Here is a 23,903-nt window from a genome sequence, read left to right as displayed (position 1 = left end):
ATTTGAATTTAATTATGAATTATCGTATAGAAAGCATAGAACAACTGGAGCTTGTTATTAAAAATGCTATAGAGTCTAAAGATAGGGAACTAACCTTAAATTTTTCATCTCATAAAAGTTATATAATTCCCGAATCTATAGGAGATATATGCAGCTTAGAAAAATTAGCAATTTTAAATGAATCACTTGCTATTATTTATATTGAAGAAATTCCAGCAACTCTCGGCAAATTATGTAACTTGAAAGAGCTTAGAATTTATGATTGTAGTTTAGAATATCTACCTGACAGTATCGGTAATCTTAAAAATTTAGAAGAGTTACAATTAGTTGACTTACGAAATTTAAAAGAGATACCGGATAGTATTGGTAAACTCAAAAATCTTGATGAACTCGTGCTTAATGGTTGCAGAGGTAGTCTTGCTAAATTAGAAAAATTATCTGATAACATCGGACAGCTTACTTCTTTAAAGCATCTCATGATTAATGCTACAGCGATTCATTCATTACCTGAAAGCTTAGGGAACCTAATTAATCTAAAACATTTAATCATTAGCGACAACAATCACTTATATCAATTACCTCATAGTATTGGTAAATTGCATAAATTAGTTGAACTAAACCTTGAAGGAGGATATGTAAAGATTTTACCAGAAAGTATTGGTCAATTAAGGAATCTAAATTATTTGAATGTAAGTAATAATCAATTAGAATACCTACCAGAAAGCATTGGCAATCTCAGAAATTTAGAACATTTAAACCTTATTAGCAATCAATTAACTCAATTACCAGAAAGTATTGGTAATTTAAGCGGACTCAAATCTGATATTGATGCTTATGATAATCCTTTAAATGGGCTTCCTGAAAGTGCGTCTAAATTACAAGTTGAAATTTTATATTGAATTAAGTAGGTTGGGTTAGACACGAAAATCAAATTGAACTTGAAACGAGAATTTATCCCCTTGTGTCGTAACCCAACATCACGGTTGTGAACAAACAAAATTTTTCTTCCTCAAATGTAAGATATTGTATAACACCGATAATGAAGATGTTGGGTTACGGTGCAATATCAATTCTGAGTTAAAAATTATTTTCTTCTAGCACCTAACCCAACCTACAATCTACAATCTCAGAAGTACTATTACCGTAGTTGTAGGTTGGGTTAGACACGAAATTAAATTTGACTTGAAACGAGAATCTATTTATCGTGTCGTAACCCAACATCACTATTTTTAAATAAACAATATTATTCTTCTTAAAATAAAAAATATTGTATAACACCGATAATGAAGATGTTGGGTTACGGCGCAATATCAATTCTGAGTTAAAAATTATTTTCTTCCTGCACCTAACCCAACCTACAATATATATGAAACTCCGCTACAAAATCATCCTTTATTGGAGTCAAGAAGACCAAGCATTTATCGCAGAAGTACCAGAATTACCCGGTTGCGCTGCTGATGGTGAAAGTTATCAAGAAGCATTGCAAAATGTAGAAATTGTTATGCAAGAGTGGATTGAAACTGCTCAAGAATTGGGACGTAATATTCCTCAACCGAAACGAGGTTTCATGTCAGCTTGATGCGATTTTTAATTACTTAATTTATTCAGCTAAACTTGCAACTTCCAACCAACCTTGGATAGCATCTTCTAGCATTTCTAATAAATGTTCGTAACTATTGCCCCAAGTGTGACACCCAGGTAAAGATGTTACAGAAGCGCACCATACATCATCTTCTTGCCAGATTACCGCTTTAATCTTCATTGCTATTTATTTTTTACTAATCTCAAACGTTAAATCAGCACGATAAAAACACACATCAAATTCTAAGAAAAAATTCATCTGTCCTAAAATCAAAGGAGCATTTCTGTCTTTTGTCCAAGCAAAAGCTAATTCTACAGGAGAGAATGATTCTACTGTTGCGATTACAACCAAGGCTCTTGCTTCAAATCGAGATAAATTACCTCCTAAAGGAACGGACATTGTTTGACGTTCCCAAATAGCTCCCAATCTCAATCAGATTTCATAGGGTAAGACATTAACGCTCGAACCTGTATCTAATAAACCCAATACATTAAAAGATTGATTTTGATAGCTTAAAGTCAAAGGAAGATAAGGAAATGTGCTTAATTCTCCCAATTCCGGATTTGCTTGAATGAACGGAAATCTAACTTTATCAACCATTTGTTGGTGCTTTTTTCGCTTCTGCTAAAGCTTGTGCTAAAACAGCAGCAGCTTCAAAAGAATCATGTAAACCAGAGTTTGCTGTTTTATTTTGAGTATCTAATGGAACCAAACCTGATTCATTCAACATTTCGCTAACTAAGAAATGCAATAGCAAGAGTTTATCGGCTTGGGATAAATCTTTTAAATGAGGTAAAAGTTCGGTGAGAGGCATTAAATTATTATAAATAAATGGTTACTTAATTTGATTATATAATATAATCATTCATTTTCTAACGCTTCGTTCGTTTCTTGTTTTTCTCTCTTTCTAAATTCTTGAATATTCCAATACAGTTTTCTCCCAAAATTCTCCTTTAAACTTACGCGTAAGTTTTGCTAGAGGATGTCCGGCAATTTGAGTGTTGTTATTATTTTTTACCGATGACTTATTAATTGTCATGAAGATTGTAATTTTTAAATATTTATCATTAACGGCGCGTAATTGCTAAATCCATAACGCACCCTGCACTAAAATAATCTTAGCCCGTGTTCAGCGAAGCTGCTGCTCAGACGGGCTTTGTTGCTGTAGCCCCAGGTTTCCAATCTGCGGGCGTTTTCGTTAATTACGAGATATGCAATCAGGGGAAATCGAACCCAACCTACAATGAAAATATACATATAATCTATTTATTTAATATCATGCAAGCTTTAACAGTAGATTTCAATTCCATTCTTGATTTAACAGACGAGCAATTTTTCTTGCTATGTCAAACAAATCAAAACTTAAGATTTGAACGCAATGCTACCGGGGAAATCGTAATTATGCCACCAGTTGGAGGGGAAAGCAGCAATCGTAATGCAGGATTAACTGCTCAATTATGGATATGGAATCAACAAAACAACCTGGGAATTGTCTTTGATTCTTCTGGTGGTTTCAAACTTCCCAATAGTGCCGATCGCTCTCCCGATGCTTCATGGGTAAAATTATCACGGTGGAATGAATTAACACCAGAACAGAAAACTAAATTTTTACCACTTTCTCCCGATTTTGTCATTGAGTTGCTTTACAAGAGCGATAGTTTGAAAACGACTCAGAACAAGATGTCAGAATATAAAAGTAATGGCGTGCGTTTGGGTTGGTTAATTAATCGTAAAAATAGGCAAGTTGAGATTTATCGCATTGGTAAGGAAGTAGAAGTTTTAGAGAATCCCGATAGTTTGTCAGGTGAGGATGTTCTACCCGGTTTCGTGTTGGATTTATAGATGATTTGGTAATTTAACTTCTAGCATCATGACTCAAATTTTAGCTGCACCCACACCACCAGTTGAAGGTTCTCATCTTGTTCTTTATGGTGTCAGTTGGGAAACTTACGAAATACTTTTATCAGTTTTTGCAGAGCATCCCAAGCTTCGCATCACTTATTATCAAGGTACTTTAGAACTAATGACACCGCTACCAGAACATGAAACTTATAGCTGGACTCTTGGTAGATTAATAGCGGTAATGACTGAAGAATTCGGCTTAGAAATTAGAGGTTTAAAATCATCAACTTGGCGTTCAAAACCGAAAGCTGTTGGTAAAGAGGCTGATGAATGTTTTTATATACAAAATGAAGCCGCAGTACGCGATAAATTAAATATTGACTTAAAAATCGATCCTCCACCCGATTTAGCAATTGAAATTGATTTAACTAGTTCATCAATTGATAAAATGGCGGTTTATTTTAAATTAAAAGTCCCGGAAATTTGGCGATACTCAGAAGGTAAGTTAACAATCAATATTCTTACAGACACGGGTTATGTAGAGTCAGAAACGAGTTTGGCTTTTGGTTCGTTTCCGGTAAAAGAGTTAGCAAGATTTATGCAGTTAGATTCGCAAAAAGGAGAAAACGCCAGGATTAGAGAATTTAGGAAATGGGTGCAAAGTGTAGGTAACAGTTATCCGTAACCCACGCAGGTGGGTTTTGGCTGTGTAGATAAGCCATTGCGTTGCGCGGGAACAAGCGCGTTGTAGCAAATGGCGTGCGGTTTCAACCGCCAGATAATAAAAATCCAAATCCTTCCTCATCCCCTTGCAGCAAGTAGCGCAAAAAATCTAAACTAGTAGAGTGTCTGGAATCTAACACCAATAATGTACATTGGTTGTAGTGAATATAGAATTTTAGAACTTTCCGTCTAAGAGAAAAGAAAAATGACCATTTTATTCCAAATTGCTTTAATAGCTCTAGTTGCTTTATCTTTCGTCATGGTAGTTGGTGTTCCCGTTGCTTATGCTACTCCTCAAACCTGGGTTGAATCCAAGAGATTCCTCTGGATTGGCTCTGCGGCTTGGTTTGGTTTGGTAGTCGTAGTTGGAATTTTAAACTTTTTCGTAGTTTAAGCAACAATCATCTCTCTAAACAATTCTATAGGAGCAGAGGAATACCGCTTGCAGAGTAGGTAATCTTCTGCTCTTTTTCAGTTACCAGTAATCAGTGACCAAAAATTCCCAAAATAGTGTATTAACTTTTACCTTCTTCATTTATATTAATAAAGTTTATTAGTAATGCGAACCAACAAGAGGGTTTTATTCTACATTGAAAATTCTGCGCCAGGAACGAAAACTCTAAACTACTGTTTACTGTTGACTGACAAACCCTATTTTTAGGTAAATACTGGTCACTACTAACTGATAACTGATTATATATAAAGAGGTAATTATGGCAGTATTCGAGGGAACTTTTGCTCAAACAGAACCCCTACGTTTTGCATTAGTAATTGGTAGATTTAACGATTTAGTCACCACGAAGCTGGTGGAAGGATGTCAAGATTGTTTGAAGCGTCACGGTATTGATACTAACCCCCACGGCTCTCAAGTGGATTACGTTTGGGTGCCTGGAAGCTTTGAAGTACCGTTGGTAGCTCGCCAGTTAGCACTTTCGGGTAGTTACGACGCGATAATTTGCTTGGGTGCGGTGATTAAAGGACAAACGCCACATTTTGACTACGTATCGGCAGAAGTTGCCAAAGGAATTGCCGCCGCAGCTTTTCAGACGGGGGTACCAGTAATCTTCGGTGTTTTAACAGCCGACACCATGCAGCAAGCCTTAGAAAGAGCGGGAATCAAAAGCAATCATGGCTGGGATTACGCAATGAATGCCTTAGAAATGGCTAGCTTAATGCGTCAATTACGTCCCAGTATGCAACAGCAATATTCATCCAACTCTGGAGCCTTGCATGGTTCTCTCAAAAGCGCAACCTTAAACAATTTACCCGCTCAGTCTGAAGAGAAGGCATAGGGCGTGGGGCATGGGGCATTGGTAATTGGTAATTGGTAATTGGATTTCCCCCCATCCCCCCATCTCCCCATCTCCCCATCCCCCTCTCTAAAAAATGTATTGACAAATGTAATTACATATGAGATATTGATATTTAGCAATGAAATGCGGGTGTAGCTCAGTGGTAGAGCGTCACCTTGCCAAGGTGAATGTCGCGCGTTCGAATCGCGTCACCCGCTTAAAAAAATAATCATTAAAAAGATGCAGGAAAACAAAATTTTTCTGCATCTTTTAGTTTGTTTGTAAATATTTTGTAAATATTGTTTAATTTTTGGAAATTGAAAATTAAACAAATTTATATTTATTAAAAATAAACGTTCTGTTTTTAGTGGGATGGATTACACTGGATGATGGTAAAAGCATAGGGCGCAATCGGGTTTGAATATGGTTTGTACGAGCAAAAGTTAAACAATTATTTTTGTGTTATGAAAAATCTGTATATAGAAAGAGTAATCCTTTCAGCAGTTGATGATATAAAGAAATTTTAGTGGGTAAACTGCTCGCTTATTTAAAATTATTTATGAAGAGAGAATTGCGGTATCAAACAGTTTTCTCGCTCATAGTAAATTATAGGGAGTATTAAAAATATTCCTCCCCCGTAAACTAGCTCAACGAAAAAAGAGCCGTATAGTGCAACCACAAAAGCCCGAAAAAATCGATTTCAACAATGAATACCCCTGTCCCTGTCGCCGTCGGGGACAGTTAATTCCGATTACCCTGACAGAAGCCTTCGGTTGCGATCGCTGTCAGCAGATATTCGTGGTGGAGGAGAATGCTCGCGTTTTAGAGCAGCTTTCTACTACTTATCCTTATAAACGAGCTTGGCGCTGGACGGGTTCTGGATGGAAAGTTGTTCATCCACGTCTGGGAGAAAGTTATTTACCAGTAGCGCTAGGTATTATTTTCGTGCTAGTGATTATATGGCTACCGTTAGCATTGCGTTTAGCCAGTGGGCCTGGCATTATTACTTGGGCACTGGTAGCGGTGTTATTGGCTATTTTGCCAGCACTTATGGTTTGGCTGACTTACAGACGTTAAGGCGCTAATTATTACTGTGGATGCTTTTGCTGAAAATTTCCAACCGATTGCGATAGAAGGCGACGCTTTGCGTATCGCCAAACGGGCGCATGGTGCTGCTTTAAAATTGGGCATCACTAAAGGAGCGCAGCGCAGTCGCGCTTTAATGGCGATGGCTGAGGCGTTAGAGCGCTCGTTTGACGATATTTTAGAAGCTAATACTCTGGACTTGGAAGCTTGCCGGGAAATGGCGGTACCAGATTTAATCTTGGATTGGTTGAAGTTAACTCCCGAACGTTTGGATTCGACGGTAAAAATTTTGCAACGCTTGGAGGGGTTATCAGATCCACTGCGGCGAATGAGAACTGCTGATTACCAGCTTGGTGAAGAACAAAGTTATTCTCAATCAACACCTCTGGGGGTAATAGCATTTATTTATGAAGCATTCCCAGAGTTAGGAGCCATTGCCGCAGGTTTGTGTATCAAAACTGGCAATAGTATTATTCTCAAGGGAAGCACAGAAGCAAGTCATTCTAATGCAGCCATTGCTGAAGTACTACAAATGGCTGTTGCCGAAGCAGGATTACCTGTTGGCTCAATCGAATTGGTAACGGCAGAACATGGTACTTTAATCCAGGAATTAGTTAGTCAAGAACATTATTTGAATTTAGTGATTCCTTACGGACGTAATAGTTTAATTCAGCGGGTAGTGCGTCAATCTACAGTACCAGTTTTAAAATCGGCTATGGGTAATTGCTATCTATACTGGTCGCCAAATGGTAACTTGGTGGATATGGTGCGCTGGATGATTATTGAAAGTCATGCAAGTTCTCCAGATCCGGTAAATGCGATTGAAAAGGTATTAATTAACCGGCAAACTTTATCGTCTTCATTCGGTACTTTATTAAAAAGTTTGCAGGAAAAAGGTTTTTTATTAAGGGGAGATGACGAGTTAAGAGAATCATTTCCTCAATTACAACCAGTCAAAGATAGTGAATGGGGAAGTGCTTATTTCACCAAGACGGTTGCATTCAAACTTGTAGAAAGTTTAGATTCAGCAATTAATTGGATTAATCGATATAGTAGTGGACACGCCGACTGTATTGTGACTGAATCTTATCAAGAAAGCAGGCAATTTGCTCTTGGCGTAAATAGCGCTTCTACATACATAAATGCTTCCCCGCGTTTTAGCCGAAATCCATTATGGGGAGATGCGGTGTTTTTAGGAATGTCGAATCAAAAAGGGCATCGTAGGGGATTGATTGGTTTGGAAAGTTTGACTACGCTTAAACATATTGTTCAAGGAAATGGAAGGTTTTGAAATTGAGGAACGTTTAAGCGCTCTTGACAAATGTAATTATTTAATATTGCACCTTAGAATTTCGATTGCAAGTAAGGTGTATTTTTTTATGTCATATCAGAAGGGAAAAATCAAAAAAAGGTTTTCAAAAATTGGCAATCAAATTAGTTTTTAGTTTAATGATTGATTAAAAAAGGTGATTTTTGGGACTTTTTGAATTGAGAGTGTAAGATGTCCTTAGTGCAATTTTCAAGTAAACGAACTATAAGACGATATTTTGTAAATCTTCTAGTTTGAACATTCTTGAGCGTCAAAATGTACAATCTCCAATTCAAGCGAAAAAATATTCTTCATGATCCAAACTCAAGCTGCTAGAGTAACTTTTGCCAAAAATATTGGCTTTAGAAAAGAACTAAATAAACGAGTCGATGCTTATTTTAAATCTGAGAATCTTACTCCCAGAGATAATGCGGCGATGTACTTCAAAAGTGCAATTATTTTAGGGTGGGTATTTTTTTCGTGGATATTAATTCTTTTTTCTCCCCCAGTAATGTGGATGAAAATACTTGGCTGCATCATGTTGGGAATGGGTTTCGCTGGTGTTGGTTTTAGTGTAGGGCACGATGCCAACCACGGCGGTTATTCTAAGAAGAAATGGGTTAATAATACAATTGGTTTGACTTATGATTTTGTTATAGGACTTTCGAGCTATCTATGGAAATTTCGTCATAATTATTTGCATCATACCTATACAAATATATTAGGTCATGATGTAGAAATTGATGGTGATGGTTTAGTAAGAATGTCTCCGGGCAGAGAGCATAAATCGTACCATCGATTTCAGCATTTGTTGATTAACTTTATATATGCAATAATTCCATTTTATTGGTCTTTTGCTGATGTAAATTTGATTTTATTCAAACGTAAATATCACGAACATAATATTCCCAAACCTAATACCTTGGAATTATTAACTTTAATCGGTGCAAAATTTGTTTGGTTGGGGCTTTATGCAGGTATACCATTTGCTTTGGGATACAGTCCTATTGAAATAATTATCGGATTGTGCATTGTAAATATGGTCTACGGCGTGCTTATTTGCAATGTGTTTATGCTTGCTCACGTGTTAGAACCAGCAGAGTTTATTGAACCTAATTTAGCAGATAATACAGTTGATGATGAATGGGCAATTGCTCAAGTTAAAACAACAGTTGACTTTGCTCCAGAAAACAAGTTTTTAAACTGGTATCTTGGCGGACTTAATTATCAAACGGTTCACCATTTATTTCCCCAAATTTGTCACATACATTATCCAAAAATTGCTCCGATATTAGCGCAAGTCTGTAAAGAATACAACGTGCAGTACAATGTATATCCAACTTTCACAAAAGCAATTGCCGCTAACTATCGTTGGTTAAAAATAATGGGCAATCCTCCGGAAATAAATACAGTTACACCTCAAGTTTTATAAACTTCAACTGTAATATTTGACTAAGAATTAATATATTCAAAAACCCGGTTTTTCCAAAAAACCGGGTTTGAGGTTCACGAATCAATTAATGCTACAAAAAAAGTTAATTACACCTATTTCATGCGATAAGTGTAATAAACCTTTTTCCCTTCATTTGGAACAAAGTGGCATTTTCTAAAGGAATTCCAAAGAGAAGTTAAAATCGGTTCGTCAGTTTTATGATAGTACTCCCCTATAACCGGCTTAATTGCTTCAGTTGCTTTCTTCAAATTGTAATGAGGAATATTCAAGAAAATGTGGTGAGCAACATGAGTACCGATATCGTGGTGGATATGATTGATAAAACCATAATCGCGATCGACGCTGGAAAGAGCGCCTTTTAGAAAAGTCCATTCTCCATCGCGATACCAAGGAATATCTGGCTCGGTGTGATGTAAAAATGTTACTAAATCCAGCCAAATTACAAAAACTATGTATGGGGCAGCGTAGTACTTAAGAAACCATATGAAACCCCATTGATAAGTAAGGAATGCCAGTAAACCAACCATTGCACTCCAAAGTACGGTACTGGTAATTACATCCCATTTTTCCGAGGGTTTAAATAAGGGGCTGCTAGGTGAAAAGTGAGAACCTGTTTTTCCTGGGGAGCGTTTAAATAAATATACCGGATAAGCCAGTAAAAACAGGTAGTGTCTGCCGACTTTTTCAACTATATCCATCTCGTTGTAAGCCTTTTCCGATATTGGATACCAGCTTTCATCATTTTCCAAACTACCAGTATTCTTATGATGAGTTCGGTGACTAATCCGCCATCCATGATAGGGAACAAGTATTGGTGTATGAGATAAATGTCCGATCAAATCGTTCAACCATTTGTGACGAGAAAATGATTGATGTCCGCAATCATGTCCAACTACAAATAAAGCCCAGAACATTGTTCCCTGCATTACCCAGAAAATGGGAAAGAATAACCACGAATCTAGATAATGAGCTAAAGCATAAAGTCCGGCAATAATTAATATGTCTTGGAAGAAGTAAAACAGAGATTTCCACACTTGAGGCTGAAAGCATTCTGCTGGAATTGCTGCTTTTACATCCCCAAGAGTAAAGGGAAGTTTGGTTATTTCCTCAGATGATGATACATCTTGAGGAATATTGCCTGTATTAATTGTAGAAGATGTCACTGAGCTACGTTACCGGATATAAAGTGAACTTTGAGCAAACCAAAATCAGTAAAATCTATTTGTATAAAAGACTAAATTTTTAAAATTAGGCATTATAAAAAAATAGTAATGCCCTAAAAAAATAATCTCTTACTTTCAATTTCACGACTATATTGTTGTTTATTCTTAACCCCCAATTAATATACATTTTTGGGGGTTAAATATGTAAGTCTTTCAAAAAGTCAGAACTTACAGTAGATTTCAAGTTAGTGAGGTACAGAATGCTAATCCCTCTCCCTCTTTCCCTCTCCCAAGCTTGGGAGAGGGATGTCCGAATAGGACAGGGTGAGGGCAAGAGGTACCTTGTTTACCTGCAAAGTGCTGTATTATTGCTGTGCGTAATAATCCTTGAAGGATATATATTCATTCTCTGGAGTATATAAGTGACATCTGTCAGTTATGTACTTCAGCAAAGATACAGAGAACGTACATTCGGGATACAAGTGATTTCCCCAATTCTCTTGCAAACTTTTATAAGCCAGACGCAGGTTATAAGAAGGAATTGCTGTGGAAATATGATGGGGCACGTGTACGTTGATGTCGTGACACAAGAATTCTACCCATTTAGGGTAATTACAGTGAACCGTACCGGATAGCTGTGCTGTTACTGCATCCCATTTATCTGCGGGTACAAAAGCGATATCTGGAGCGGTATGGTGAATATAAGTAAAAGTACTCATCCAGAAATGGTACACCATCCAAGGGATAAACCAGAATTTAATCAATCCCCAAATACCAGTTGTTGCAATTAAAGTAGGAAAGCATACAACTGCAAACACAGTCACTACAGCCACGGAAAGCTTGACATCAGCTCGATCTTGCTTGCGGAATTCATTCCAATTAAAATGATGCATCGCCCAATGTACAATTGAGCCTATCCACCACAAACGGTTGTACAAAAATCTTTTAAAAAGCCACTTTAGGACTATTCCACTATTGTCATAAACATCCTTACCTACTGGCTGCCAAGCATTATCTACCAGCCGCTTATTGGTGTGAGTATGGTGATAATTATGCATAATCCGCCAACCGTGGAAGGGGTAAATCAACGGCATCATAAATAAATGCCCTACTACATCATTCACCCAACGACGCTTGGCAAATGAACGATGGGCACAATCATGTCCGATGACAAAAAATCCCGTAGCAGCAGTACCTGTATATATCCACGCTAACGGTAAAAGATACCAAGGTGCGATCGCCAAAAAAAAGTAGCCTAAAATAACGGCTAAAACATTGCTGATGACACTAAACCAAGCTTTGCGAGCATCTTGTACAAAACACTCATCAGGGAGAGTTTTGATAATGTCTGTCAGCTTTAGTTGGGAGTCAGTGGGTGAAGAAGGCTGTGAATTGTATGTGTTTACTGCTGATGTTGTCATGAATGAATTTTATAAATAGAAAAATTCCGCATACAAGCAACTAGCATAGTCGCTTTTTGCGAAGTTTCGTAACGTTCGCGTCTCGGATTATATCAATTTATTAACACCACTTCCGCAAGAAAAAGCTCGATTTTGTTCTCAAAAGAAGCGATGCCCCCGCTTATTCCTTAAATAAGAATTTATTAGGAGAGGTAAATAAATGTTAATTTAATCCACGCATTAAATGGGATTTCAGATTGTGCAAATTCCGATTGGTTGGTTTGCTCAAAACAATGTAGAGACGCGATATAATGCCCCCGAAGGGCACACTGAGCGGCACCTATCGGTGAACGTTAACACGTCTCTACAACTAATGGGACAGGTGATTCGCCATCTGAACCTAAAATCCCTACATCCCAAAATCCCAGCAGAGATTACCGCTGCTCAACAGGTGCGAGTTTGACATTCGTAGCCAGCCCTAAGAATTGCAGTACTTGGATAGTCATCCAGGTAAGGTCAATTTCCCACCATTTCAACCCGTGACGAGCAGAATATTGGAAAGCGTGGTGATTGTTGTGCCAGCCTTCACCATAGGTTAGTAAAGCTACCCACCAGCAGTTTGTGGAATGGTCTTTCGCATCGTATGTCTGATAACCAAACTTATGAGTTGCACTATTGACAAACCAAGTACAGTGCCATACAAAAATAAGACGAACGAAAACACCCCAAACCACAAAAGACCATCCACCCCAAAGTAAAAGTAATCCACCCAGAGCAAACTGGATTGGTAGCATATACTTTTCTAAAAATTGATAAAATGGGTCATCTTTGATGTCTTTAGTAAAGCGGGGAACATCAGCAAAAGCTGGGGAATGGTAAAACATCCAACGTAAATGACTCCAAAAAAAACCTTTATTGGAATCATGTGGATCTAACTCTTGATCGGAATGTAAATGGTGTATGCGATGCATTCCAACCCATGCAATTGGGCCTCCTTGACAAGCAAGTGTCCCGCAAAATGCTAAGAAATACTCCAGCCACTTAGGAGTTTCAAAACTGCGATGAGTGATCAGACGGTGAAATCCTAGAGTAATACCCAAGCCTCCAGTCACCCAGTAAAGCAGTAAAGCGACACCAATAGCTTTCCAGCTAAAAAAAGCGGGGAATAGGGCAAGTAAAATTCCAAAATGTAAACCGACGAAAAATGTAATGTGCAGCCAATTTAATGGTCCTTTAGTTGTTGATGAAGCAATTGTCATGCGGTAACCTGTTTGAGAATTGATTTGCGATTATCTGCGCGTCCTTTATGCCCGTTTCAGGGCTTTTTGCGTGGTTCTCACGCTTTTGGTAGCGCCCATAGCGCCACAATCCGTATAATTATTTTAAGAACGGTTTTACTAGTCAGCACCCCTCCCTTAAAGGGAAGGGGCTTCGGGCAACTATCCAAAGCTTAAACCTTGACTAGCCCTTTTTAGCTACTGTTCGGTAAGTACTTCCAAATACTTCTCCAGTTTGGATTATCTACAAGCTTTAGTTGCAAAGCTCATCTAAAAGGTGGACATCTTAACAGTAGTGGGCGAGGAGACATTTTACGGGTTTTAGGCAAGTTTCCTGGGATTATATCCATTTAAAAAACTTGCAATTTAAACACGGTACTTAAAAGTACCTGTGTGCTTTTCATCTCAGATTAAAAAAATCTGAGTTTCCAAGCTACTTTCACGAATTATGAACAGCTTGCAACAGATGCAAGAAGCAGAACAAGCACTGTTAACGATTTTTTCTGGAATTGACCATAAGGTCAAGCAAAATCTTCAACGAGTACTTACTGCCTTTCGCCATCATAGAGTAGGGGCACACCATTTCGCAGGTGTATCGGGATACGGTCATGATGATTTAGGCAGGGACACTTTAGATCGAGTTTTTGCCCAAATAATGGGGGCAGAAAGCGCGGCTGTAAGGGTACAGTTTGTTTCTGGAACCCATGCAATAGCCTGTGCTTTATTCGGCGTTCTTCGTCCCGGCGATGAAATGTTGGCAGTGGCAGGCGCACCCTACGATACTCTTGAGGAAGTCATTGGTTTAAGAGGTAAAAATCAAGGTTCGCTAATCGAGTTTGGCATAAGCTACCGTCAATTGAATCTTACTCCAGAAGGAACCGTGGATTGGCAAGCCTTGAGCCATGCGATAGAGGATAAGACTCGTTTAGTATTAATTCAGCGCTCCTGCGGCTATTCCTGGCGCTCTAGCCTCTCAATTGCCGAAATAGAAAAAATAGTTCATTCGGTTAAGCAGCAAAATCCCAACACGGTATGTTTTGTAGATAACTGCTACGGCGAATTTATCGAAACCCAAGAACCCACCCATGTGGGTGCGGATTTAATCGCCGGTTCCTTAATCAAAAACCCAGGAGGAACTATTGTTACTGCTGGAGGCTACATTGCCGGACGCGAGGACTTAGTAGAAGCAGCAGCTTGTCGCTTAACGGCTCCGGGAATCGGTCGAGAAGGAGGTGCCACATTTGACCAGCTTCGCCTGCTATATCAGGGATTATTCTTAGCCCCGCAAATGGTAGGAGAAGCAATGAAAGGAACCCATCTAACTGGCTATGTTTTTGACAAGCTAGGCTATGAAGTAAAACCCGCACCTTTTGCACCTCGCGGCGATGTAATTCAAGCAATTAAACTAGGTTCTCCAGAAAAACTGCTGGCATTTTGCAAAGCCATACAGCAAAATTCACCCATCGGTTCCTATCTCGATCCCATACCCGACGAAATGCCGGGATACGAAAGCAAAGTAGTCATGGCTGGAGGTACATTTATCGAAGGCAGCACCTCAGAATTCTCCGCCGACGGGCCATTACGAGAACCTTACATAGCTTACTGTCAGGGGGGAACTCACTGGACTCATGTGGCGATCGCCCTAGAAGCAGCGATTGAAGCAATTGGGAATGGGGCATAGGGCATAGGGCATGGGGCATTGGGGATAGTTAGGAGTAATTCAGGTTAAAGGTTAAAGTTCTCCTTGTCCCCCCATCTCCCCATCTCCTATTCCGGCAATTCATACTGCTCAACAATCCGCTTGGCAAATTCGGGAACGTGTTCTTCTAATTTCTCTGGGTGGTTGCGCTTTGTATATAAATAATTGCGTGTAAAGTGAGAATCTATGGAAAATCTTGCATATTCCAAACCCTTTGGCCCAATTTTTTCAATTACTACGCCCATCAATTTCGCTGCCCACATGGGTAAAGTCACGCCTTTATCATAAGCAGGAATGCTTTGCTGTACGGCGGCTTGACGATTTCCTTGAGACATGACTGGTTGAGTATCAATTTGGTCTTTGACTAAATCCAGCATTTCTTTACCGCGCTCGTTTCTAACTACAATCCACTGCCAGCCTAAGGGTGCGCCCATATACCCAACTACGATATCTGCTAGTGAATTTACGTAGTCAAAGCAACTCATGCAGGAAGGAGCAAATACGTCTTTGAGTTTATTTGTCTTCAAACCAAAGAAAGGTACGGTTTCAACAGAGCCATCCTCATGCTTGAAATGTACTCGAAAATCTTGCATAAATTCGTAATGCACTACTGTATCCGGCGATTTACTGGTAGTTTCGAGAAACTTTTGCAATCCAGCGCGAGTAACGTTATCAACGCAAGGGGTACCCAACACATAAAGCTTTTCCAAACCAAGCTGTTTTTCGACAGCGCGTAATGCTTGGATTTGACAGCCAACACCAATTACCAATAAGCGCTTCATTCCCGATTTTTCAATTTGTTCTAATACAGAAAGATTTGGAGATAATGTTGGTTTATTTACTTTAGCTGCCAGTATTTCCTCTGCCGTGCGAGCAATAACCGGCATTGGTTGAAACCTGTCTTCCTTGGTATTTTGCACGCAAACAACGCCTTCGACAATGCCACTTTCGAGCATTTTAATAGCAATAGAACTAACAATTCCCGTCCATTGGGCACCGGGAATTGGTTCTTTTTTCCGCGCCGCCATCATCTCTTGCTGTACCCCGAAATAAAGTTCATCGGAGTTTTCAAGATTGCGCGATCGCGAATGACTTTGTTCTTCAAGTTCCTTTATTTGTTGATTAAGAAAAGCACAAGCTTCTTTGACGTAGTGGACGTAATATGTATCGCACAGCCCGCATTCGCTGCATAATTCCTTTGCAGGGCGAGGGCTTCCGGGTTTGAGGGCTTTGGCTTTTTTGTGAGGGAGGGTAGAAGTCATTAAAAATAAATCAATATAAAACTCTAATTACTTATTTCTTAATATGCCAGAAATCAGTACTTAATTATTTCTTCAAATTAATACATAATATTAATTCTTTATAGAATGCTTCGGAAATTATTTATATCGTCTCTTAGTAATTCGTAAACTTCACGGCAACTTAAAATACAAGTTCAGTAATACCACAAATAGAGTTTTAGAAAAGCTTCTGTTACTTTTTTTATAGAAGTTAATAAATCGGGATTAAAAAACAATGTCTAAAAAAGATGATGATTTTATGGAAGCTGCGGGCTTCGCAGCAGGTGGAGCAGCAGCAGGTGCTGGAGTTGCTGCAACAGTTGGAGGAATGGGTTTAGCTGTTGGTGGAACTGCTGTTGCTATTGGTGCGGCTCCAGTTGTAGCAGCAGGTACAGTTGTAGGACTTGCTGCTTATGGTTTGAAAAAAGTTTTTGGTTAAATATAAATGGCAAAGAAGTCTCACAACCCATTACAAAAACTTGTACGTGGTGTAATTAGGGACTTGATAAACCAAGCTAACAATCAAAAGCCTGATAAATCAGAAAAGTCAGCGACTAAAAAACTAGCTATAACCAAGCCTCAAAATAAACGTTCGCGCTATATTCCGGCTTCTGTTCGCGTTTCAGTTTTACACAGAGACAATAATAAATGTGTTTTCTGCGGTAGAAGTGCAAAGCAAGTTCAGCTAGAAGTTGACCATATTATTCCTTTTTCCAAAGGTGGTAGTAACGACCTTAGCAATTTGCAAACATTATGTATAAACTGTAATCGGGGTAAAGGAGCGCGGAATTTAAAATAAAACTTTAATACTACTTAAAATCCTTCGCTAAATTAGCTGAAGGATTTTTACTGTTTTCTAGTCCTTAAAAACTGATGTTGGGTTACGACACGATGAACAAATATTGTTTTTATTAATATAATTTCTTTTTCGTGTCTAACCCAACCTACAAGCTGCCTCGCCTCTGCGGTTTTTTTTACCAGCAATCGTAAGATCGGCAAGGAAGTAAAAAGTCAAAGTAGCCTAATACAACACTTCAAACAAACTTTACGAATAAATTGTAATATTTCCTAAATTATTCTGAGGTTACAGCAAGTTTTATCCGCTTAAGCTTGGTTTAACCAGTATAAAGATGGGGAAATCATGAAACACTACAATCAAATGAACGTACAGCAGGATAAATTGGAAAAACTACGCGCTACTCAAAAAGATTTTGAAAAAGCTCAAGCTAAAGCAAAAGAATGGGCTAAGGTACATCAACTTGCTCTTAAATCAAATCGAGATGACTTAATTTCTCGCGCTGCATATAAAAAACAACGCTGTGAAGAAATTGCCAGTAGATTAAAAAATATTATTAACGAGCAAGCATCACAATTAGATCAAGTCAAGACAAATTTTAGCTATTACCAGAATCAAATTTCTGAAACACGAAAGAATATTACTACGGGAGCCGCTTTTATTGCTGCTGGAACTATTGCAGGTGCTAATCTTTCCCCGACAATTGGCGGAATGGGTTTAGTTGGAAGTTTCGGAGGCATCGGAATCGGGGCAGCCCATGTAGTTTGTGCTGGAGCTATTACTGGTGCAGCAGCTTATGGTGCAATGAGTGCAATTGAAGGAGATAGGGTTGCAATAAGTGCGATCGCCATCGGTAGTGTAGGTGGAGCAGGTGTTTCTAGTTTAATCGGAACTATGGGATTAGTTGCGCCAAAAATAGGATTGGCTGTTGGGATTGGTACGATACCGATGGCAGCTGTCGGTGGAGTTGTTGGGCTTGCTGCTTATGGTGTTGCGAAAATGTTGAGCAAAACATCAACAAGTAAGGCTCCAGCAATAGGCGAAACTCCAATCCAGGCTTTCGAGCGGATGGAAGAAAAAATATTGGAGATGGATTTTTATACTGCTGCGAAACAGGAATTACAAGAATTTCTATCTGGCAAAGATTTGAATCCACAATTTGCAACGCTTGAAATTGAAGACGAATTACAAACGCTTAAAAAACAACTTTTAAACGGTCTATACTAGAAAATGAAATTCACTGGTTTTAATATAGCTAAAAGTAGACTTTTTTAGTCATCTTTTAGATGACTTTTGCTATTAGGCTGGGACTTGCAGTCCCAGACGAACTTAAATATTTTGATGTTTAAAAATACTTTGAAAATCAAACAATCTCTGCTGCCATTTCTTCTTTACAACCTAAACTTTTACGCTCTTTAAAAAACATCTGTTTCATTGCTTGGGTATAAGGCAGCAATAAATCCTTTTGTTCGGAATCTAAACGGCTCTCCATTTCGGAGGCTAATACTTCACACCACTTTTGAGTTAATTCCCATTTAATTTCCACTCCTTCTACAACCATCGCGCATAAAGGAATTAATTCTTGTTCGATTGGTGCCATATTTTTTTCTAAAAAGCATAATAGCATATAAGCCTGGAACATATTCAAGTCACGCAAACAAGAATGAGATATATTGCTATCTGCTAATTTTCCTCTTCTACTACGATTGTTAGGTAACAATTCAATTAGTTTGCAATAAACTGACTGGGCTATTTCTGATGAAGCTGGCATCATTTGTTCTACAAGCTTCAATTCCGGCGAATCTAATTGATAATTAGCAGCATTAGCACAAACTCTTTGCCAAGGCATTGCTACTTGTTCCTCGACAAATTTCAAATAAGGAGATAGCAATACTTTTTCGGCTGTTGTCAACCTTTTCATCATTAATTTATTAGAAAAATTCAATTGCGAAGTCATAAAACCAAGGCTTCGCCAATCTTTGGATGCTACGTGCTGCTCCTGAAATACAATTAATATGGGTTCTAAAGCATATGCAAGTTCTTCAACTGCCGGTATCACCCATTGAGAAAGAGTGTTATTTTCTACTTCTATTTTTGGCGATTGCTGCTGATAAATTTCTATTAATTTTTTATAAACACGGAAAGCGAATTTCGTAATTCGTCTTGCTTCGCTTAAATCTAAAACGTTAGGAATATAGCTGTAGAGATTTTTGGTTTGTATCCACCCCATCTGACAATTTACATCTAGCATTTTTTCTTTTAACTTATCAGCAGTTAAAGCTCTACCTTTTGGTGTTGATGCTTTCAATAATTCATCGCATGATGAACTATTTACTAACAGAGGCGATATTTCAGGTGTATAACGTCGCGCCCAAAGATTAAGCAAGCGTTCGGCTGAAGGCGTTTTCACAATTTTAGAGGTTTTTAACATTTATTTTTCCTTTGTATTTTTATGTGATGGATAATAATGGCTGGACTAAAATACTTAGATTTTTATATGTCGTATAAAATGTATCTTAAATATAGTGTAAATATAATACAAGTAAAAAGAATTAAATTATTAGTAATTGTTAGCTAAGTTTGATGAAAATATCTTGTCTTAATATTTTTAGAATGCTTCAAAACTTTTTATGTAAGTATTTTTATCGTAATCAATATTTGCTCCTACAATCGAATATAAATAGTAGTTTTACTGAATAGCTGTGACTGGCGAATATTATATCCTGTATAAATACTGGAGCCTGTGGATATATCTCAGTATAAACTGTGCTTGTCAAACCGTAGTTTTGTCAACAAAAATCTTTTAAAGAATGAATTGTATACTTATACAGCAACAAGAGTAAATGTATTATTCCAAACATTTTTTTACGATGGAAGCTTTATCAAAACTTTATCAGATTTTTATCTTACTTTACCAATTCTTTGTATATTTGAGAGAACAAAAACTTGAAGAGTCTTTAAGATTTGATATAATTTCTGTAGCAACGGTTACAGAATGCCGTTGTTTTATCGTTTGTTGCTACCGTGAGCGCGTTAGATGGGAAGCTCGATTGCTAGCCGGTTGCTTTATATTGAGTAAACAGACCAGAGCATTAATACACTTGTTCTTATTATCGAGGTCGAACTTTATTGCAAGAAATTTATTTAATCTTTTACTCAAATCAACAGTCTATATCTGAAAAATTAGACAATCAAAAGAATATATGTATCTACAACTGTTGATCTAGGTTATGAGGCTGGTAACTAGTTTTGTAGTTTTATATACAGTTAAATATTATAGTTTTTTTTATAGTTGCAATTATTAGCGAATTAAGTTAATTAGCGATTATATTAAATATTATCAAGTCGAAATAGCAGTAACAAACTTAGTTATATTTTAGCCTATAGTAAATATTGTTACTATAAACATATTCAGCTTACTTAATTGAGCCTTTATTGTATTTTAACTAAAAATACTTAAATATTTGATTAAAACTTAATATCATATAAATGATAGTTATTTGCTTTATTTTATGAGTAAATTTATTTTGGTGATTATTAGCAAAGGAATTATTTGAATAAGAGCTTACTAATATTTATCGACCATAAGACACCTACATAAAAAGCTGAAAATATTGTTGAACAAAATAAAAACTTGTTATAATTATGAATAATGCAGGTGCAGAGATAAATCTCAAAAAATATCAGCTTTAAGTATTAGTATTCAAAGATATTTAGATTATTTTCAAGTAAATAAGTGGTAATTAAAAGGTGTTTACTTGGTGAGCTAAATAGTGTGAAAGAATCAGTAATCAACTGATTTATTATGAGTATTTTATTTTTTGATAAATATCATGCGCTATAAGATTTTTTCATAAATTACCCGATCAAAAAAAGGGTAGGGGAATCTATAAATATCTCGTACTAATTATATTAACCGTACAAAGGAGTTTTACTAGATATGCAATTAGAAGATTTGGCAGCAATTGACAAAATAGAAAAAGAAGGACTAGAGCAACTCCAGAAGACAATTATTTACTTTAAAGGTCGTCCTATTGGTACGGTAGCGGCTTTAGATGGAAGTATTGACTCATTAAACTACGATCAGTGTTTTGTCCGAGATTTTGTTTCATCTGCTCTCTTTTTTCTAATTAAAGGAGAAACGGATATAGTCCGTAACTTTCTAGAAGAAACTTTGAAATTGCAGCCAAAAGATAATCAGTTGGATGCTTATAAACCAGGGCAAGGCTTAATGCCAGCTAGTTTCAAAGTAGTGTCTAAGAATGGAGAAGAATATTTAGAAGCGGATTTTGGCGAACACGCGATCGCAAGAGTAACACCAATTGATTCTTGCTTGTGGTGGCTGATTATATTACGTGCTTATGTAGTTGCAACCAAAGATTATTCGCTGGTATATCAACCCGAATTCCAAACAGGTATTGGGCTAATTTTGGAACTCTGTTTGGCAACTCGCTTTGATATGTATCCAACGCTGTTGGTTCCCGATGGAGCCTGCATGATTGATAGACGTTTGGGTATTTACGGGCATCCTTTAGAAATTCAATCTTTATTTTATGCAGCATTGCGTGCGGCACGAGAAATGTTGATTTGTCATGGCAATCAAGATTGGGTGATTGCAATTGATAATCGTTTACCTATTTTACGCGCTCATATTCGCAAACATTATTGGATAGATATTAAACGTTTGAACGCTATTTATCGTTACAAAGGTGAAGAATACGGTAAAGAAGCTGTCAACGAATTTAACGTATATGTAGATTCGCTACCTTACAATGATTTAGCTAAATGGTTGCCCAAAAAAGGTGGTTATTTAGCAGGTAATATTGGCCCTTCACAAATGGATACTCGTTTCTTTTCTTTAGGAAACTTAATGGCGATTATTTGCGATTTAGCAAGTGAAGAACAGTCTGAAGCCATTATGAATCTCATTGAAAAAAGATGGGAAGATTTAGTGGGAGATATGCCCATGAAGATTACATTTCCTGCATTAGAAAATAATGAATATAAAATCATCACTGGATGCGACCCTAAGAATATTCCTTGGTCTTATCATAATGGTGGAAACTGGCCAGTTTTGATGTGGATGTTAGCGGCTGCGGCAATCAAAACAAATAGAATATGTATTGCTGAAAGAGCGATTCATATTGCTCAGTCACGTCTTCAAGAAGATGAATGGCCAGAATATTATGATGGTAAGCGAGGAAGATTGATTGGTAAGCAATCCAGAAAATATCAAACTTGGACAGTTGCCGGATTGCTACTAGCAAAAGAAATGATTAAAGAACCATCTCATTTATCATTACTTAATTTCGAGCCATTTACTCTGGAAGAGGCTTCAAGAGCTTGCGAATTTGAAATTGATAGCTTTGATGCTTAACAGTTAACAGTTAACAGGAAATAGTAATAAATCATTTTTTGTAATCCTTCTCACAGATGTAAGATAAAGTGAGGAGGATTATTTTTTTGGTAATTGGTAATTGGTGATTGGTGATTGCTAAACACTAATCAATGTAATTCATTAATAGTTAAATCTATAACTCCTAACTCCTAACTCCTAACTTGCCCCTTGTCCCCCCATCTCCCTATGACTTCTTCCCGTCAACAAGCTTTAATAGCCCTGCGAGATGTTCATAAGGGGGCTTATGCCGACGTAGCATTAGATAGAGCTATAAGAAAAGTTGATTTACCCGATAACGAGCGCCGTTTGGTGACGGAATTACTTTACGGTAGCGTTAGAAGACAGCGAACTCTTGACTTCATTATTGACTCCTTAGCCAAAAAGAAATCCCATCAGCAACCTTTATTACTCCGCAGCATTTTACATTTAGGTTTATATCAACTGCAATTTCAAGAGCGAATTCCTCCCAGCGCTGCGGTTAATACTACGGTTCAATTAGCTAAAGATAACGGTTTTTCTGGTCTTTCTGGTTTTGTTAATGGTTTGTTGCGAAAGTATATTCGGCTTGGGGAAGGGGAGAGAGAGGGGGGAGAGGGAGAAGAGGGGGTAGAAGGAGAAGAGAGTAAAAAAAATAAAATAATTCCGATCGCATTACCTGAAAACGCTGTAGAAAGATTGGGTATTTTATATAGTTTTCCCGACTGGATTGTAAATGTATGGATAGAACAGTTCGGTTTTTCGGAAACGGAGAAATTATGTGAATGGATGAATCGAACTCCAAGTATTGATTTGCGAGTTAACCAACTTTGTTCTTCTGTAGAGAAAGTTGAAGCAGCGTTACAAAATCGAGGTGTTTTATCTCAACGGGTTGCTAATTTACCGCAGGCTTTACGTTTATTAAGCTCTAGTGGTGCAATTAAAAATTTACCTGGTTTTAATCAAGGATGGTGGACTGTACAAGATAGCAGCGCTCAATTAGTGAGTTATTTACTCGATCCTCAAGCGAATGAAGTAGTAATTGATGCTTGCGCTGCTCCTGGAGGCAAAACAACCCACATTGCAGAAATGATGGGAGATACAGGGAAAATTTGGGCTTGCGATCGCACTGAATCGCGTCTGCGTAAGCTGCAACAAAATACTCAACGACTCAATTTAAAATCAATCGAAATTTGCGTGGGTGATAGTCGCGAGATAAATCAATTTAAGGATTCAGCCGATAAAGTATTGCTTGATGTTCCTTGCTCCGGTTTGGGAACTCTCCACCGTCATGCTGATGCACGTTTTAGACAAACTCCACAAAATATAAAGGAACTTTCTATACTACAAGGAGAACTTCTATTACATACTTCAAGTTTCGTCAAGGATAGTGGCTCGTTAGTTTATTCTACTTGTACGCTGCATCCAGCGGAAAACGAAGGTGTTATCAAGGCTTTTTTAGAATCGCATCCTAATTGGGAAATCGAACCTCCCGATATTAATTCACCCATTCATAAATATTCAACTTCTGAAGGTTGGATTAAAGTATTACCCCATAAACACAATATGGATGGTTTTTTTATGGTGCGTTTAAGAAAAAAGAACAGAAAAAAGCATAATTAAAATT

Annotated in this window: 23 protein-coding genes, 1 tRNA gene and 1 pseudogene; 17 read left to right on the top strand and 8 right to left on the bottom strand. The window is 37.6% G+C overall.

Going from position 1 to position 23,903, the window contains the following annotated elements:
- Positions 1 to 14: 14 nt before the first annotated feature.
- Positions 15 to 899, top strand: coding sequence for a leucine-rich repeat domain-containing protein (locus ACM03V_RS03060; protein WP_414619282.1), 885 nt, complete (start codon positions 15 to 17; stop codon positions 897 to 899).
- A gap of 467 nt (positions 900 to 1,366) precedes the next feature.
- Positions 1,367 to 1,579 (top strand): type II toxin-antitoxin system HicB family antitoxin, encoded by a 213-nt coding sequence (locus ACM03V_RS03055; protein WP_414619281.1) that lies wholly within the window; start codon positions 1,367 to 1,369, stop codon positions 1,577 to 1,579.
- Between the two features lie 21 nt (positions 1,580 to 1,600).
- On the opposite strand, the gene ACM03V_RS03050 is transcribed toward ACM03V_RS03055, so the two are convergent.
- The 3 genes and pseudogenes from ACM03V_RS03050 to ACM03V_RS03040 form a co-directional block, all read right to left on the bottom strand.
- A complete protein-coding gene (locus tag ACM03V_RS03050; protein ID WP_414619280.1) occupies positions 1,601 to 1,762 on the bottom strand; it encodes a type II toxin-antitoxin system HicB family antitoxin in 162 nt (53 codons plus the stop codon).
- A 6-nt stretch (positions 1,763 to 1,768) separates the two neighbouring features.
- Positions 1,769 to 2,182: pseudogene (locus tag ACM03V_RS03045) on the bottom strand (hypothetical protein).
- Complete coding sequence (locus ACM03V_RS03040) at positions 2,175 to 2,396, bottom strand: hypothetical protein (RefSeq protein WP_414619279.1); 222 nt, start codon at positions 2,394 to 2,396, stop codon at positions 2,175 to 2,177. The pseudogene ACM03V_RS03045 and the gene ACM03V_RS03040 overlap by 8 nt, the downstream one beginning before the upstream one ends.
- 464 nt (positions 2,397 to 2,860) lie before the next feature.
- Here ACM03V_RS03040 and ACM03V_RS03035 point away from each other — a divergent pair, with 464 nt between their 5' ends.
- The 8 genes from ACM03V_RS03035 (at position 2,861) to ACM03V_RS03000 (ending at position 9,266) form a co-directional block, all read left to right on the top strand.
- On the top strand, positions 2,861 to 3,424 hold the full coding sequence (locus ACM03V_RS03035) for a Uma2 family endonuclease (protein ID WP_414619278.1): 564 nt from the start codon (positions 2,861 to 2,863) through the stop codon (positions 3,422 to 3,424).
- Positions 3,425 to 3,452: 28 nt separating this feature from the next.
- Positions 3,453 to 4,109 carry a Uma2 family endonuclease gene (locus ACM03V_RS03030; RefSeq protein ID WP_414619277.1) on the top strand — a complete coding sequence of 219 codons (657 nt, stop codon included), beginning with the start codon at positions 3,453 to 3,455 and terminating at the stop codon, positions 4,107 to 4,109.
- A gap of 243 nt (positions 4,110 to 4,352) precedes the next feature.
- Positions 4,353 to 4,541 carry a photosystem II reaction center protein PsbZ gene (gene psbZ / locus ACM03V_RS03025; protein ID WP_414619276.1) on the top strand — a complete coding sequence of 63 codons (189 nt, stop codon included), beginning with the start codon at positions 4,353 to 4,355 and terminating at the stop codon, positions 4,539 to 4,541.
- 319 nt (positions 4,542 to 4,860) lie between these two features.
- The gene (ribH, locus tag ACM03V_RS03020) at positions 4,861 to 5,439 is read left to right on the top strand and encodes a 6,7-dimethyl-8-ribityllumazine synthase (protein ID WP_414619275.1); all 579 of its coding nucleotides are present in this window, start codon (positions 4,861 to 4,863) and stop codon (positions 5,437 to 5,439) included.
- 146 nt (positions 5,440 to 5,585) lie between these two features.
- Positions 5,586 to 5,657 (top strand) — tRNA-Gly (locus ACM03V_RS03015).
- Between the two features lie 451 nt (positions 5,658 to 6,108).
- Positions 6,109 to 6,516 carry a hypothetical protein gene (locus ACM03V_RS03010; RefSeq protein WP_414619274.1) on the top strand — a complete coding sequence of 136 codons (408 nt, stop codon included), beginning with the start codon at positions 6,109 to 6,111 and terminating at the stop codon, positions 6,514 to 6,516.
- Positions 6,517 to 6,532: 16 nt separating this feature from the next.
- Positions 6,533 to 7,816, top strand: coding sequence for a glutamate-5-semialdehyde dehydrogenase (locus ACM03V_RS03005; RefSeq protein ID WP_414619273.1), 1,284 nt, complete (start codon positions 6,533 to 6,535; stop codon positions 7,814 to 7,816).
- Positions 7,817 to 8,147: 331 nt separating this feature from the next.
- Positions 8,148 to 9,266, top strand: a complete 1,119-nt coding sequence (locus ACM03V_RS03000) for a fatty acid desaturase family protein (protein WP_414619272.1) — start codon at positions 8,148 to 8,150, stop codon at positions 9,264 to 9,266.
- A gap of 113 nt (positions 9,267 to 9,379) precedes the next feature.
- On the opposite strand, the gene ACM03V_RS02995 is transcribed toward ACM03V_RS03000, so the two are convergent.
- Positions 9,380 to 10,450, bottom strand: a complete 1,071-nt coding sequence (locus tag ACM03V_RS02995; protein WP_414619271.1) for a DUF3474 domain-containing protein — start codon at positions 10,448 to 10,450, stop codon at positions 9,380 to 9,382.
- Between the two features lie 365 nt (positions 10,451 to 10,815).
- On the bottom strand, positions 10,816 to 11,871 hold the full coding sequence (locus ACM03V_RS02990; protein WP_414619270.1) for a fatty acid desaturase: 1,056 nt from the start codon (positions 11,869 to 11,871) through the stop codon (positions 10,816 to 10,818).
- A 223-nt stretch (positions 11,872 to 12,094) separates the two neighbouring features.
- Between ACM03V_RS02990 and ACM03V_RS02985 the strand changes: the two genes are divergently transcribed.
- Positions 12,095 to 12,313, top strand: coding sequence for a hypothetical protein (locus ACM03V_RS02985; RefSeq protein WP_414619269.1), 219 nt, complete (start codon positions 12,095 to 12,097; stop codon positions 12,311 to 12,313).
- Here ACM03V_RS02985 and ACM03V_RS02980 read toward each other — a convergent pair.
- The gene (locus ACM03V_RS02980) at positions 12,285 to 13,109 is read right to left on the bottom strand and encodes an acyl-CoA desaturase (protein ID WP_414619268.1); all 825 of its coding nucleotides are present in this window, start codon (positions 13,107 to 13,109) and stop codon (positions 12,285 to 12,287) included. The genes ACM03V_RS02985 and ACM03V_RS02980 overlap by 29 nt on opposite strands.
- A 466-nt stretch (positions 13,110 to 13,575) precedes the next feature.
- On the opposite strand from ACM03V_RS02980, the gene ACM03V_RS02975 reads away from it, so the two are divergent.
- Positions 13,576 to 14,808: an aminotransferase class I/II-fold pyridoxal phosphate-dependent enzyme gene (locus tag ACM03V_RS02975; RefSeq protein ID WP_414619267.1), complete on the top strand. Its 1,233-nt coding sequence runs from the start codon at positions 13,576 to 13,578 to the stop codon at positions 14,806 to 14,808.
- An 86-nt stretch (positions 14,809 to 14,894) separates the two neighbouring features.
- On the opposite strand, the gene ACM03V_RS02970 is transcribed toward ACM03V_RS02975, so the two are convergent.
- Positions 14,895 to 16,088, bottom strand: coding sequence for a Coenzyme F420 hydrogenase/dehydrogenase, beta subunit C-terminal domain (locus ACM03V_RS02970; RefSeq protein WP_414619266.1), 1,194 nt, complete (start codon positions 16,086 to 16,088; stop codon positions 14,895 to 14,897).
- Between the two features lie 253 nt (positions 16,089 to 16,341).
- Here ACM03V_RS02970 and ACM03V_RS02965 point away from each other — a divergent pair, with 253 nt between their 5' ends.
- From ACM03V_RS02965 to ACM03V_RS02955, 3 genes are all read left to right on the top strand, one after another.
- On the top strand, positions 16,342 to 16,545 hold the full coding sequence (locus tag ACM03V_RS02965) for a hypothetical protein (RefSeq protein ID WP_414619265.1): 204 nt from the start codon (positions 16,342 to 16,344) through the stop codon (positions 16,543 to 16,545).
- Between the two features lie 6 nt (positions 16,546 to 16,551).
- Complete coding sequence (locus tag ACM03V_RS02960) at positions 16,552 to 16,905, top strand: HNH endonuclease (RefSeq protein WP_414619264.1); 354 nt, start codon at positions 16,552 to 16,554, stop codon at positions 16,903 to 16,905.
- Positions 16,906 to 17,247: 342 nt separating this feature from the next.
- Positions 17,248 to 18,129 carry a PspA/IM30 family protein gene (locus tag ACM03V_RS02955; RefSeq protein WP_414619263.1) on the top strand — a complete coding sequence of 294 codons (882 nt, stop codon included), beginning with the start codon at positions 17,248 to 17,250 and terminating at the stop codon, positions 18,127 to 18,129.
- 136 nt (positions 18,130 to 18,265) lie between these two features.
- On the opposite strand, the gene ACM03V_RS02950 is transcribed toward ACM03V_RS02955, so the two are convergent.
- On the bottom strand, positions 18,266 to 19,333 hold the full coding sequence (locus ACM03V_RS02950; protein WP_414619262.1) for a hypothetical protein: 1,068 nt from the start codon (positions 19,331 to 19,333) through the stop codon (positions 18,266 to 18,268).
- Between the two features lie 1,509 nt (positions 19,334 to 20,842).
- Between ACM03V_RS02950 and ACM03V_RS02945 the strand changes: the two genes are divergently transcribed.
- Together ACM03V_RS02945 and ACM03V_RS02940 are read left to right on the top strand one after the other, a co-directional pair.
- On the top strand, positions 20,843 to 22,279 hold the full coding sequence (locus tag ACM03V_RS02945) for a glycoside hydrolase 100 family protein (protein ID WP_414619261.1): 1,437 nt from the start codon (positions 20,843 to 20,845) through the stop codon (positions 22,277 to 22,279).
- 207 nt (positions 22,280 to 22,486) lie between these two features.
- Complete coding sequence (locus ACM03V_RS02940; RefSeq protein ID WP_414619260.1) at positions 22,487 to 23,899, top strand: 16S rRNA (cytosine(967)-C(5))-methyltransferase; 1,413 nt, start codon at positions 22,487 to 22,489, stop codon at positions 23,897 to 23,899.
- The last annotated feature ends 4 nt before the right edge of the window (positions 23,900 to 23,903 follow it).

The sequence above is a fragment of the Calothrix sp. CCY 0018 genome (genome assembly GCF_963920925.1).
Classification (GTDB): Bacteria; Cyanobacteriota; Cyanobacteriia; order Cyanobacteriales; family Nostocaceae; genus Rivularia.
The sequence above is the reverse complement of the archived record's forward strand: the minus strand, read 5'-3'. Positions and strand labels throughout refer to the sequence as shown.